The 14,191-nt window shown below is 54.3% G+C and carries 10 protein-coding genes and 1 pseudogene; 8 read left to right on the forward strand and 3 right to left on the reverse strand.

Annotation, left to right across the window (positions count from 1 at the left end; translation table 11 throughout):
* Together HMPREF1147_RS12265 and HMPREF1147_RS12270 are read right to left on the reverse strand one after the other, a co-directional pair.
* Positions 1 to 280 (reverse strand): annotated as a pseudogene (locus HMPREF1147_RS12265) (IS30 family transposase); the annotation flags it as partial.
* A gap of 153 nt (positions 281 to 433) precedes the next feature.
* Positions 434 to 634: a helix-turn-helix domain-containing protein gene (locus HMPREF1147_RS12270; protein ID WP_369791741.1), complete on the reverse strand. Its 201-nt coding sequence runs from the start codon at positions 632 to 634 to the stop codon at positions 434 to 436.
* A gap of 128 nt (positions 635 to 762) precedes the next feature.
* Between HMPREF1147_RS12270 and HMPREF1147_RS05510 the strand changes: the two genes are divergently transcribed.
* The 8 genes from HMPREF1147_RS05510 (at position 763) to HMPREF1147_RS11635 (ending at position 13,598) form a co-directional block, all read left to right on the forward strand.
* A complete protein-coding gene (locus HMPREF1147_RS05510; protein WP_037351224.1) occupies positions 763 to 4,020 on the forward strand; it encodes a helicase-related protein in 3,258 nt (1,085 codons plus the stop codon).
* 13 nt (positions 4,021 to 4,033) lie between these two features.
* Positions 4,034 to 4,675, forward strand: coding sequence for a DUF4391 domain-containing protein (locus tag HMPREF1147_RS05515; protein WP_009658046.1), 642 nt, complete (start codon positions 4,034 to 4,036; stop codon positions 4,673 to 4,675).
* Positions 4,676 to 4,704: 29 nt separating this feature from the next.
* A complete protein-coding gene (locus tag HMPREF1147_RS05520) occupies positions 4,705 to 5,520 on the forward strand; it encodes a nucleotidyltransferase domain-containing protein (protein ID WP_050992871.1) in 816 nt (271 codons plus the stop codon).
* Between the two features lie 24 nt (positions 5,521 to 5,544).
* Positions 5,545 to 6,114 (forward strand): SLATT domain-containing protein, encoded by a 570-nt coding sequence (locus tag HMPREF1147_RS05525; RefSeq protein WP_232208060.1) that lies wholly within the window; start codon positions 5,545 to 5,547, stop codon positions 6,112 to 6,114.
* A gap of 116 nt (positions 6,115 to 6,230) precedes the next feature.
* Positions 6,231 to 8,132 (forward strand): site-specific DNA-methyltransferase, encoded by a 1,902-nt coding sequence (locus tag HMPREF1147_RS05530; protein WP_009658047.1) that lies wholly within the window; start codon positions 6,231 to 6,233, stop codon positions 8,130 to 8,132.
* Between the two features lies 1 nt (position 8,133).
* Positions 8,134 to 9,180, forward strand: coding sequence for a virulence RhuM family protein (locus HMPREF1147_RS05535; protein WP_009658050.1), 1,047 nt, complete (start codon positions 8,134 to 8,136; stop codon positions 9,178 to 9,180).
* Complete coding sequence (locus tag HMPREF1147_RS05540; RefSeq protein ID WP_009658048.1) at positions 9,180 to 12,296, forward strand: type III restriction-modification system endonuclease; 3,117 nt, start codon at positions 9,180 to 9,182, stop codon at positions 12,294 to 12,296. The genes HMPREF1147_RS05535 and HMPREF1147_RS05540 overlap by 1 nt, the downstream gene beginning before the upstream one ends.
* Before the next feature lie 108 nt (positions 12,297 to 12,404).
* Positions 12,405 to 13,598 carry a PhnD/SsuA/transferrin family substrate-binding protein gene (locus tag HMPREF1147_RS11635; RefSeq protein WP_009658044.1) on the forward strand — a complete coding sequence of 398 codons (1,194 nt, stop codon included), beginning with the start codon at positions 12,405 to 12,407 and terminating at the stop codon, positions 13,596 to 13,598.
* A 14-nt stretch (positions 13,599 to 13,612) separates the two neighbouring features.
* Here the strand turns inward: HMPREF1147_RS11635 and HMPREF1147_RS05550 are convergent.
* On the reverse strand, positions 13,613 to 14,191 hold a 579-nt coding region (locus HMPREF1147_RS05550; protein ID WP_198002973.1), incomplete at its 5' end, for a transposase.

A 14,191-nucleotide genomic window follows, 5' to 3' on the forward strand; every position in this document is an offset into this window, starting at 1 on the left:
CTTCCCAGTGTCCGATTTCCGTGCCTTCGTCCACAAGGGCAGGACGCTCCTGTATGCTACGCCCTTTCAGGCGCTTGTTCTTGCGGTTTCGCTTGCGCTTGCACTTTCGTCCGAGCGCTTGCGGGACATCGAACAGCGTCAGCGGAATCCTACCCGCCCACAGCATATTGTAAAGCGTCTTGGTGCATGGGATACCATCCTCGTCGAACCGTTTGTTCGCCCTAGCATCCCCGAGACACATGTCGATCGACCACTTGTTCTTACGGATTCTTTCGGTCATCCAACGCAGGAATGGCGCACAGTCTGCGCTGTCAAGCTTATACGGTCGTTTGGAGTTCTTTCGATGTTCGAGGTAAGCCCGTTGCCCACGCCTTGCCGTATATTGTGGAGACCGCCCGCGAGCAGCTTGGCGTTCGGGTGTCCCCCGCTTAAGCTAATAGTGGATCGCCGTGTGCGAGCATCCAACCCGTGCGGCTATGGCGCGAAGGGAGAATCCTTCGCGGTGAAGTGCCTGTATTTGCCCCCTTTCGTCAAGGGTAAAGTGCTTTCCCGATTTACGAACAGCTTCCATTGTGGTAGAATAGGCGTAATCCATAGTGATTGCTCCTTTGCTGATGTTTTGTAGCGGAACCATTATAGCACGGGATGTCACTATGGATTTTGTTTTTGTTTAGCTGTTCAACTTCATTTTACAACGAACCCTCTTTTGCTTTCTTTGAAATATGTTATAATAGGGACAAAAGTTTGATCGAGCCAATCTCTATGGGAAAGATTTGGTGGAGCAGAGTGAAGATATTCGATAACGTCGCAAACACAGTGCGCGACGATCTGCGGGCAGAGATTGTGCGCGGCAGCAGGGTGTCCATTGCGGCGGCGTGTTTCTCGATGTATGCGTATCAGGAACTGCGCGCGCAGCTGGCGTCCGTGGAGGAGTTCCGCTTCCTCTTCACCTCGCCCACATTTATTCGGGAAAAGGCAGCCAAGGAGAAGCGCGAGTTCTACATCCCGCGCATCTCGCGTGAGACGAGTCTTTACGGCACGGAGTTCGAGGTACGCCTGCGCAACGAGATGACGCAGCGCGCGATTGCGAAGGAGTGTGCGGACTGGATCCGTGCCAAGGCGCGGTTCAAATCCAACACCGGCGGCGAGCAGATGATGGGCTTTATGACGACCTCTTCTGCCGAAAAGCAGAGCGTCTATGTCCCGATGAGCGGATTTACGACCGTGGATCTCGGCTGCGAGCGCGGGAACAACGCCTATAACATCGTCCAGTGCATGGACGAGCCGCAGGCGACACAGATGTATATGCGCACCTTTGACGAACTCTGGAACGATCCCGTGAAGCTCCAGGACGTAACGGATGCCGTTATCGAGAACATCAGCACCGTCTACGCCGAGCACGCACCCGAGATGATCTATTTCACGACGCTCTACCATGTGTTCAGCGAGTTCCTGGACGACCTGTCCGAGGACGCGCTGCCGAACGAGGCCACGGGGTTCAAAGAGAGCAAGATATGGAGTATGCTCTACGATTTCCAGCGCGATGCCGTACTCGCGATCATCAACAAACTCGATACATACAACGGTTGTATTCTCGCAGACAGCGTCGGCCTCGGCAAGACATTTACCGCACTTGCGGTCATGAAATACTATGAGAACCGCAACAAGAACGTCCTTGTCCTCTGCCCGAAGAAGCTCGCGGAGAACTGGAACACCTACAAGGACAACTACGTCAACAATCCTCTTGCTGCGGATCGTCTGAACTACGATGTGCTCTTTCATACCGACCTCTCGCGCAGCCACGGACAGTCGAACGGACTCGATCTGGATCGCCTGAACTGGGGCAACTACGACCTCATTGTGATCGACGAGTCGCACAACTTCCGCAACGGGATCGGAACGCACAGCCGCACACAGGAGAACCGCTATCAGCGTCTGATGGAGCGCGTCATCCGCGCGGGTGTTCGGACGAAGGTGCTCATGCTCTCTGCGACGCCGGTCAACAACCGCTTTACCGACCTGAAGAACCAGCTCGCCCTCGCCTACGAGGGGCACGCAGCAAATCTCGACGACCGCCTCGGCACATCCAAGGGGCTCGAGGATATCTTTCGGCAGGCGCAGAGCGCATTCAACACATGGAGCAAAGAGGTGCCGGAAGACCGCACGACCGATGCACTGCTGCGCAAGCTCGACTTTGACTTCTTCGAGCTGCTCGACAGCGTTACCATCGCACGCTCACGCAGACACATCGAGAAATATTATGACACGAACGCCATTGGCAAATTCCCCACACGCCTGAAACCCATCTCCCGTAGTCCGCAGCTCACGGATCGTGCGGGCGCGATCAACTACCGCGAGATCTACGAGCAGCTCATGCAGCTCACACTCTGCATCTATACCCCGTCGAACTACATCCATCCGAGCAGGCGGGATAAATACACGGCGCTCACGCACAACATGGCGGAGAACCTGACGCAGACAGGACGCGAGCGCGGTATGCAGCGCCTCATGAGCATCAACCTCCTCAAGCGCCTCGAGAGCTCCGTCCATTCGTTCCGTCTGACCATTGGAAAAATCAAGGCGGGCATCGATGCTGCGATTGCTGAGATCAACCGCTTCGAGCAGTCCGGCCGCGCGGAGCTCCCCCTGTACGAGATGGAGACGCCCGACCTCGACATGGACGATGAGAACACCGAACTCTTTACCGTCGGCAGGAAGGTACCCGTCGATCTTGCGGACATGGATTGGAAATCATGGCGGAGGGAGCTGCAAAAGGACAGCGAAATCCTTGCACTCCTGCAGGCGATGGTGGCGGAAATCACTCCCGTACACGACACGAAACTGCAGGAACTCCTGCGCCTCATCGCGGACAAGATCGAGCACCCAATCAACGAAGGCAACCGCCGCGTTCTCGTATTCTCGGCATTTTCCGATACGGCGGAGTACCTCTACGAGCACGTCAGCACATACCTCAAGGCAACATACGGCTGCGATACCGCACTCATCACCGGCTCCGTCGACGGGCGCACAACGATCGCGGGCTTTCGCGCGACGCTCAACAATGTGCTGACCTGCTTCTCTCCCCTCTCGAAGGGACGGGACGTGCTCATGCCGGGCAGCGCGGCGGACATCACCGTACTGATCGCAACCGACTGCATCTCTGAGGGACAGAACCTGCAGGACTGCGACTACATGGTCAACTATGACATCCACTGGAACCCCGTGCGCATCATCCAGCGGTTTGGGCGCATCGACCGCATCGGCAGTCGAAATGCGTGCATACAGCTCGTGAACTTCTGGCCGGATCTGACCCTCGACGACTACATCAACCTCAAGGCGCGCGTCGAGACACGCATGCGGCTCAGCATCATGACCGCTACGGGCGACGATGATCTCATCAACGCTGAGGAGAAGGGCGATCTTGAGTATCGCAAGATGCAGCTGCAGCGCCTGCAGGAGGAGGTCGTCGACATCGAGGATATGAGCGACGGCATCTCCATCATGGACCTCGGACTCAACGAATTCCGCCTCGACCTGCTCGCGTATTTGAAGGATCACGGCGATATGGACAAGAAGCCGCGGGGACTGCACGCTGTCGTTCCTGCCACGGATGAGCTCGGTGCGGGCGTCATCTTCGTCCTGAAGAACATCCGCAGCAGCCTAGGTGTTGATACACGCAACCGCATTCACCCATTCTATATGGTCTACATCGGGCAGGATGGGACAATACTCTGCGATTATCAGAATCCAAAGAAGATGCTCGACGATATCCGTCTCCTCTGCCGCGGGAGGATGGAGCCGATCCGGGCGGCATACGAGCCGTTCAACCGCGAGACCGACGATGGGCGTGATATGCGCGCCGTCTCGGCGCTGCTGAGCGATGCGATTCGCTCCATCATCGACGTGAAGGAGGAGAGCGACATCGACAGCCTCTTCTCTGCGGGCGGAACAAGCGCCCTGCGAAATGACATTGCGGGGCTCGACGACTTTGAACTCATCTGCTTCCTCGTCGTGCGATAGATAGGAGGCGAACATGCTCGGACTGCCGGCCTCTACGGAATGCAACCGACGGATTCCAAAACAGAAATTTTATGAAAAGAGCGAGCCCAGTCCTGCCCTCAAAAAGGCGTTCAGCGCGCAGATCGCATCCATCCACTGGCGCAACAAGATTGCGCCGGAGGTTCTAAGCCTCGCCGCAGGGAAGGAGGTGCAGGAGCTCGAGGTATTCGAGCTGAGGCTACATGATGGGCAGGTTGATGAGGCTGTTCTGCGCCTCATTGACCGCGCGATCCCGTATCATATCCTCTTTGTCCTCGTGTGGGAGGATCGGATGCGTCTTGCTGTTGCATACAAAGAAACGCCCGACGCAAAGAGCGCAGGCGTGCGGGTGGAGCGGTACTACCATACGAACTGGATGCCTGTGGGAGAGGCCATCCTGCGCATCGAGGGACTGTCGATGGATGCCGTCTATGAGAACCTCGTCCGCCGGATTGCAGGCGAGGCACTTGGGGATGCACGCACATCGACCCTTAGGGAGAGTGTTGCGGAGCAGAGCCGCAGAGAGCGGATTGAAAAGCAGATTGCCGCGCTCGAGGCGAAGCTCCGGCGGGAGAAACAGCCAAAGAGGAAGTTTGAGCTTGTGCAGCAGCTAGGAGCGCTGCAGGCGCTAATGTAACCTTTTGAAAATCCTTGGGAGATGACTATATGCCTATATATGTAACTAAACATAAAATTGAGCAAGAGTGGCGTTCAACCATTAGTAGCCGATATAAAGCTGTAACAAAGGCGTTTAACAGCGTGTTTTGGGAAAGTGACAGCGAGACTACCCATAGCCGATATGTCGGATCGTATGGACGTGGGACGGCAATACAATCCAGTGATCTGGACATTTTGCTTGAGTTGCCTCCAGAAGAATATCACCGATTTGATAAAACAAAATGGAATGGACAATCACGTCTATTACAGGCTGTGAAACAATCTATTGACAAACATTATTCACTGAGTGATATTCGAGCAGATGGACAAGTTGTAAAAATTAACTTTTCGGATGGCATGAAGTTTGAGTTATTACCTGCCTTTAAGGAGCAGGATTGCTTTGGGGATTTTACCGGCACATATACATATCCGGACAGTAACATGGGCGGATACTGGCGATCGGCGGATCCAATCACAGAACAACAGGCGATGAATGTAAAAAACGGTGATGCTAATACAAGAGGGCTTCTGGTTGATACCTGTAAACATATTCGGCATATCCGGGATACATTTTTCAAGAGTTATCATCTTTCGGGAATTGTTATAGACTCTTTCGTGTATGATGCAATTGGCGATTGGCATTGGGTGCGTGAAGGTGAGACGAGTCAATGTCCTCAAGGATCTTATGAGCAAAGATTGCTGAATCACTACAATACGATACAGAGACAGATTCCTTGTCTTTCGGCACCGGGGAGTGCCGCTATCATAGATGCTTCCAATAGTATGGCATGTCTTGGAAAGGTTCTGCACAAGATTGCCGATTGAGATATCTTCAATCATATAATGGAGATGATGAACTTGGAGCAATATCAAGTATTGCTTGATGTAGTCAGGCAGCAATATGCGAGTGTTGTATGGACGCATAAGATTCAGGAAAAACAGGCGGATATATATTTCAAACGATATAATCTTCTTGAGATAGTTAATATTGTTTTCGCATCTCTGACATCGTGTGGGATTGTAAGCACCATTTTTTGGGGGGAGTTATGTGCGAAAATCATAACTATGTTTTTTTCTTTTGTGACGCTGGCTATTACAGCATATTATAAGAGTTTTGATCTAAAATCTATTGGATATGGGAATAAAGTTTCTGCAAATGAATTTTTGGTCATTCGAAACAGATTGCTCCATATTATTGCGGACATACATATCCATAGAAAATCATGTGAAGAAATAGAGGAAGATTTTTCTCATGTTATGGAAACGCTGGATAATCTATATGCTCACGCGGCACAAACAACGGACGGTGCAGTGAAGATGGCGATGAAAGGTCTAAAAGAGCGTGAAGAATATACCTATTCAAATGAAGAGATTGATCGATTTTTACCTCCCCAGCTGCGTGGTCGAATTGATTCATAGTGGGTCATTTATAACAAAGACCTCATCTCTGCAAATATAGGAGCGTTTTTGCTTTCTCTGAATTAGGCTATAGTAAAGAAAATGGTTTTTTGATGTGAGCGGAATAGGAGAGCGCGATGGAGTGGATGAAGATGCACAGCAGGGATAATGTGGCGGTGAATGTGGAGGCGGTGGGACGGCTGTTCCCGAATGCACTGACGGAGGTGCTGCGGGACGGGAAGCTCGTGCAGGCGATCGACTTCGATGTGCTGCGGCAGGAGCTCTCGCGTGAGATCGTGGAGGGGCGCGAGGAGCGCTATGCGTTCACATGGCCGGACAAGCGGCAGGCGATCCTCGCGGCGAATGCGCCGATCAATGCGACGCTGCGTCCCGTCGTGGCGGACAGTGTCGGGCACGATGGCACAGAGGGCGCATTCGACAGCGAGAATCTCTACATCGAGGGGGACAATCTCGATGTGCTGAAGCTGTTCCAAGAGACGTACCTCGGCAAGGTAAAGATGATCTATATCGATCCGCCCTACAATACTGGGAATGATGCCTTTGTGTACGATGATGACTTTGCGATGGAGGGCGGGGATTTCGTTTCGGCGAATGTTCCCTATGATGAGTACGGGAATATGGTCTATGATTTCAAAAAGAATCTGGACAGTAACGGACGTTTTCACACGGACTGGCTGAATATGATCTATCCGCGTCTCAGAGTGGCGAAGTCTTTGCTCGCGGATGATGGAGTTATCTTTATCAGTATTGATGACAGCGAGCAGGAGAATCTCAAGAAGGTTTGCAATGAGATTTTCGGCGAGCAAAATTTTATTGCGGAACTTGTTTGGGAACGGGCTTTTTCGCCAAAAAATGATGCAAGGTATATCTCCAACAGCCATGACTATGTGCTCATGTATGCGCGTGATATTAACCGTTTCCAGATTGGGCGTCTGCCGCGCACGGCGGAGGCGAATGCACGCTATCAAAACCCCGACAATGACCCGCGTGGTGTATGGATGTCGAGTGATATTTCCGTCAAAACGTATACTGCCGAAAATGATTATCAAATTACCGCCCCTTCGGGGCGAGTAATAGAGCCTCCAGCAGGGCGCTGCTGGAGTCTCTCTAAAAATAAATTTTTAGAGAGACTCCATGATAATCGGATTTGGTTCGGGGAGGATGGTGACGGTGTACCAAGAATAAAGAGATTCTTGTCCGAGCTGAAGCACGATGGGTTGACCCCAACCTCGATTCTGTTTTATAAAGATGTCGGGCACAGTCAGGAGGGCGCGAAGGAAGTTACTCAACTCTTTGATGCGGGTGTATTCGATGGTCCGAAGCCTGTGCGCCTTCTTACACGTCTCCTTACACTTGCAAATCTGAAGAAGGATTCCATTGTATTGGATTTCTTCTCGGGGTCGGCAGCAACGGCGCACGCACTCATGGCACGGAACGCCGAGGATGGAGGGTCTAGGAAGTTCATCATGGTGCAGCTGGCCGAGGCGACGGACGAGGGCGGTACGGCATATCGTGCAGGTTATCGGAATATCTGCGAGATCGGCAAGGAGCGCATTCGCCGCGCGGGGGCGAAGATCGCGGCGGAGGCGGGGGAGAAAGCAGCAGGGCTTGACCTCGGATTCCGCTGTCTGCGGCTCGATACGAGCAATATGACCGATGTCTACTATGCGCCCGATGCGGTGACGCAGGACGGGCTTTTCGCGCAGGTGGACAATGTCAAGGCGGATCGCACGCCGGAGGATCTGCTCGTTCAGACGATGCTGGATCTCGGCATCCTGCTCTCGGCACCGATTACGGTGGAGGAGGTCGCAGGGAAACGCGTCTTTAATGTCGCGGACGGCTTCCTCCTCGCGTGTTTTGACCGCGCGGTGACGAACGAGGTGGTGACGGCAATCGCAAAGCGAAAGCCATCCTACGCGGTGTTCCGTGATGCCTCGATGGCGGACGACAGTGCTCTCACGAATTTCGACCAGCTCTTTGCGGCGTATAGTCCCGCAACGGTACGAAAGGTACTGTGATATGGCAAAGGATCAGAAGAAATTCGCGTCGCCGGCACAGAGTTCGGCTGCGACATACCTCACGTTCGTTGCCGCTGCGGGTGAGAGCGATGAGCATTTCGAGATGCGCTATGAGGATGAGAATATCTGGCTGTCACAGCGTATGATGGCAGAGCTGTATGATGTGTCTGTTGCAGCAATTTCGCAGCATATCAAGCGAATCTACGAAGACGGGGAGCTCACTCAAGAGGCAACTGTTAAGCAATACTTAACAGTTCAAACAGAAGGGATGCGTGAGGTGCGCCGTACGGTGACGCACTATAATCTCCAGGTGATCATTGCGGTCGGGTTCAAGGTGGGCAGCCCTCGCGCAGCCCAGTTCCGCAAGTGGGCGGGGCAGATTGTCAAGGACTATACGATCCAAGGCTGGACCATGGACAAGGAGCGCCTGAAGAAGGGGCACATGTTCACGGATGCGTATTTTGAGCGGCAGCTGCAGTACATCCGTGAGATACGCCTCTCGGAGCGTAAATTCTATCAGAAGGTGACAGATCTCTACGCGACAGCGTTTGACTATGATAAGGATGCGGCAACGACGCGGCTGTTCTTTCAGACGGTGCAGAATAAGATGCACTTCGCCGTACATCGGCATACAGCGGCCGAGCTGATCTATGAGCGGGCAGACGCTGGTAAGGAACATATGGGACTGACTTCATGGGGGAGCGCTCCGCATGGGAAGATTGTCAAAGCGGATGTTGCGATCGCAAAGAACTATCTGAGCGATGAGGAGATGCGCTATTTGGAGCGGATTGTTTCGCTCTATCTCGACTATGCAGAGCTGCAGGCGGAACGAAAGATCCCAATGAGCATGGAGGACTGGGCGAAGCGGCTGGACGGCTTTCTGGAGTTTAACGGCAGCAAGGTGCTCACAGGTGCGGGGAAAATCAGTGCGGAGAAGGCAAAACTTCATGCTGAGACGGAGTTTGAAAAATATCGCATTGTTCAGGATCGCGTTTATGAGAGCGATTTTGATCGGTTTATCCTGCCGGAACTCAGAGGAGAGGAATGATGAAATTTCACTTTACGGTGCAGCCGTATCAGACGGATGCGGTGGAGGCGGTTGTCGGCGTGTTCGACGGGCAGCCGTATGCTGCACGCACAACGTATCTGCGTGATGTGGGGACGGGCGCAGCACAGGGAAATCTGCTGCCCGCGCAGGAGAGCTATACGAATGCTCCCCTTCTCACGGTGGAGGCGGACGATGGCTTTCGGAATGAGGAGGTGCATCTGACGAAGGAGCAGTTGCTCGCGCATATTCGCAGTGTGCAGAGTGCACGCAACCTCCATCTGTCTGATGCGCTGTCCGAATCGCTTGGGGAGTGTACGCTGGATGTGGAGATGGAGACGGGCACGGGCAAGACGTATGTCTATATCAAGACGATGTTCGAGCTGAACCGCTGCTATGGCTGGAGCAAGTTCATCGTGGTGGTGCCGAGCATTGCGATCCGCGAGGGCGTGAAGAAGTCCTTTGAGATGACGGCGGAGCATTTCATGGAGCACTATGGGAAGAAGGCGCGGTTCTTCGTCTATAACAGTGCGAATCTGAATCAGCTGGATGCGTTCTCTGCCGATGCGGGTCTCTCGGTGATGATCATCAACACGCAGGCGTTTGCTGCCTCGCTGAACGAGGAGAAGTCGATTGAGGGGCGCGGCGGGAACAAGGAGGCGCGCATCATCTACTCGAAGCGTGATGCGTTCGGCTCGCGCCGTCCGATCGATGTGATCGCGGCGAACCGCCCGATCCTCATTCTCGATGAGCCGCAGAAGATGGGAAAGAAGGACTCGGTGACGCAGAAGGCGCTTGCGCAGTTCTGTCCTCTCTTTACCCTGAATTATTCGGCGACGCACGCGGAGCGTCACAATCTCGTCTATGTGCTGGATGCGGTGGATGCCTACAATGCGCGTCTGGTGAAGAAGATCGAGGTGAAGGGGTTCGAGGTGAAGAATCTGCCGGGTGTGGGGCGCTATCTCTATCTCGCGGAGATCGTGCTCTCGCCCAAGGTTCCACCGCGTGCGCGGATCGAGTTCGAGGTGGCATATAAGGGCGGGGTGAAGCGTGAGCTGCATATTGTCTCTACAGGGGACAACCTCTGCCATCTCTCGGGCGGGATGGCGCAGTACGAGGGCTATGTGGTGGAGGCGATTGATGCCGCTGCGGGGACGGTGCTTTTCCTGAACGGAACAACGCTCCATACGGGGGATGTACAGGGGGATGTATCGGAGGCGGATCTCCGGCGGGTGCAGATCCGTGAGACGATTGTCTCACATTTTGAGAAGGAGCAGCGGCTCTACCGACGTGGGATCAAGACGCTCTCGTTGTTCTTCATCGACGAGGTGGCGAAGTACCGTCAGTATGATGCAGACGGAAATGCCGTGCTCGGGGAGTACGGGTGGATCTTCGAGGAGGAGTACCGCGCGGTGATGAACGAAAACCGCGACATTTTTGACCCTGCGTATATGAAATATCTGGACGATGTGCCTGTAGAGAAGGTACACGCGGGCTATTTCAGCATTGACAAGAAAACGGGACGCGCGGTGGACAGCAGTCTCAGGCGCGGCTCGGATCTGTCGGATGATATTTCGGCGTATGATCTGATCCTGAGGGATAAGGAGAGGCTGCTCTCGTTCGATGAACCAACGCGCGTGATTTTCTCCCACTCGGCGCTGCGCGAGGGCTGGGACAATCCGAATGTGTTCCAGATCTGTACGCTCAAGCACGCAGCGAGTGTGACGGCGAAGCGGCAGGAGGTGGGCAGAGGCCTGCGTCTCGCGGTCGATCAGGGGGGACAGCGGATGGATCGGGCGCTGCTGGGGGATGCAGTGCATGAGGTGAATGTGCTGACGGTGATCGCGAGCGAGAGCTATGCGGGGTTCGTCGGCGATCTGCAAAAGCAGATGGAGGCGGAGCTGTACGATCGTCCGAAGACGGCGACGGAGGCCTACTTTGCCGGAAAGACGGTGCAGACAGCGGATGGTTCTGTGGTTCAGCTTGATAAAACGCAGGCACGTGCCATCTATAAATACCTCCTGCGTCATGACTACATCGACGATGATGACCATGTGACGGAGGACTATCGCACGGCACTTGCGGCGGGGACGCTCGCGCCTCTGCCCGAGACGCTCGCGCCCATGGCGGAGGGGGTTCATCGTCTCGTACAGGCAATCTATGACGAGAGTGTGCTGCGCACGATGATTTCGGATGCGGGGGCGACGAAGACACCGGAGAATAAGCTGAACGAGCGATTTTATCAGAAAGAGTTTCAGGAACTCTGGAAGAGGATTAACCACAAGTACGCCTATATGGTCTCCTTTGACACGAGACAACTCGTACGGGCGGCTATCGACCATATCAACGCCGAGCTGCGTGTCAGCCGTCTCCAATACACGATCACCTATGGCAGTCAGCAGACGGATCTGGATGTGGGCATGGTGGCGGACGGCACGAGTTTTGCCTACGGCAAGAGTCGGACGAGCACGCTGAAACGCGCACAGGGGTCTGCGGTGACGTATGATCTGATCGGGCGTATTGCGGCGGGGACGACGCTCACGCGGCGCACGGCCGCGGAGATTTTGCGGGGGATTAAGGCCGAGGTGTTTGCAGGCTACCGCTACAATCCTGAGGAGTTTATCCGAACAGTGACGCGGCTCATCCTCGAGCAGAAAGCGACACGCATCGTCGATCACATCGAGTACAATACGATCGAGGGCAGCTACGATGCGAGTATCTTTGCAACGGAGAAGCGCCCCTACACCGAGGCATACGAGGCGGAGAAGGCGATTCAGAACTATGTGTTCACGGACGGCAATGTGGAGAGGAAATTTGCCCAGGATCTTGACGGCGGGGACGAGGTGCTGATCTATGCGAAGCTGCCGCGCGGGTTCGCCATCCCAACGCCGGTCGGAAGTTATGCGCCGGACTGGGCGATTGTGTTTCGCGAGGGGAAGGTGCGGCACATCTACTTCGTCGCGGAGACGAAGGGAACGCTCTCCTCGCTCCAGCTTCGTCCGATTGAGGAGGCAAAAATAGCGTGTGCAAAGAAGCTTTTTGAAAAACTGCATAGTGACTGCGTGATCTACGAGCATGTGAATGATTTCCAGACGCTGCTCAATCGCGTGATGACGTGATGTGTACATGCAAAATGCCTGTCCTGTATGGGACAGGCATTTTGTAATATGCTATAATAGGAGCAAAGAGAGTGTTTCTCATACTGCACACAGCAAAGGAGGTGTGCAATGCAGCGACGGAGCTATATTCTGCTGGGGCTGGTGCTTGCCGTGCTGGTCGGCGTGCTTGTCTGTCTGCGCATGCAGGAGCGGGCGCTGATCGACTTCGAGCAGGTGGAGCCGATCCCGGGGTACAAGATGGAGATGCGGGAGCCGCCGCTGCGCGTGGCGATCATCTCGGTGCTGAACCACGCGCGTACGGAGGGTGATCAGAGCCGGATGGTGCGCAGTCTCGGGCGTCTGCTCGGGCGTCCGGTGCTGCTCCTGCACCGGCGCAGCTACGCGGAGATCAACCAGCTGCTGGCGAAGGGGGATGCGGATGTGGCGTTCCTCTCGAGCGGCGCGTATATGGTGTATGGGAAAAAGGAGGATGTGCGCCTGCTGGCGATGCCGGAGCGGAATGGGGCGAGCAGCTATTTCTCGTATGTGATTGTCCCGCGTGCGGGCAGTGCGGAGTCGCTCGCAGAGCTGCGCGGACAGCGCTTCGTCTATGTGGACCCAATGAGCTACTCGGGCTACCTCGAGCTGCGCGCGCACCTGCGGAAAATGGGCGAGGACCCCGAGACGTTCTTCCGCTCCTCCTACTTTACGTATAGTCACGACGATTCGCTGCGCGCGGTGGCGGACGGCCTGGTGGACGGCAATACACTCTTTGCGCACTGCGTGGGCGCGGGCAAGACTTTCGAAATGGTTGCATCCATCATGGAATCGAAGCGACTAGGCATGTCGCACAAGGCTCTGATGGTCGTACCCAATCATTTGTCAATGCAGACGGGCGAGGAGTTTCAGCGGCTCTATCCGCGAGCGAAGATTCTCGTAGCGACGGAGCGCGACTTCCAGAAGGATCGCAGGCAGGAGTTCATTTCCCGCATCGCCACGCAGAATTGGGACGCCATCATTATGGGCGAATCACAATTCGGCAAGGTCAAGCTCTCAAGAGCACGGGAGAATGCCATGCGTGAACGCGCAATCAAGAATCTGGAAGAATCGCTATACCGGCTGCGCGAGGAAGCGACGCGCAAGAATGACTTTTCCGTGCGGGCAGTGGAGTCGCTGCTGCGCCGTCATAAGGAAAAGCTCGCCAAGCTGCAGAAGGAGAATCGAAAGGACAAGGACGCAACTATCGCCTTTGAAGAACTCGGCATCGACAAGCTCGTCGTGGATGAGGCGCACGAGTTCAAGAATCTTGGGTATGTCAAGTAAAGTGTGTAAGTTTCTTATAGAGCGGAATATTTTCGGATCATCTGTCCGAGCCGCTCATCAATACAGAGTTGATTCATCACAATCGCCCAGTTCTGAATGGAGTGTCCCTTCCATTTCTTGTACAGCTCCTTGATCCGTAAGTAAAACACCTTGAACACAGCCGTCTCGCTTTGAAATGCCTCCTGCTTCGTTACTTTGCGAAAACTTGCATTGACGCTCTCTATCGCATTTGTTGTGTACATGATACGACGGACATCACTGCCATATTGGTAAAGCTGCTCAACATGCCGGAAGTTGTCCTTCCATACGCGAATTGCGCCCGGATACTTGCTCCAAGTCTCACAGAATTTCTCAAATTCGCTCTGTGCAGCCCGAAGGCTAACTGCCCCATAGATCTTTTTAAGTTGTGCCGTAAATGCCTTGTAATCCTTGCTCGGAACGTATTTAAGAGAATTGCGTATCAGGTGAACAATGCACCGCTGTACCACCACGTTCTTAAAGATCGACTTTGCGCCGTCTTCCAGGCCGCTCACGCCGTCCATTGATATGAAGCCGATGTCCTGTACGCCGCGTGCTTTGATCTCGTCAAATAC

It is taken from the genome of Selenomonas sp. FOBRC9 (assembly GCF_000287655.1).
Lineage (GTDB): Bacteria > Bacillota > Negativicutes > Selenomonadales > Selenomonadaceae > Centipeda > Centipeda artemidis.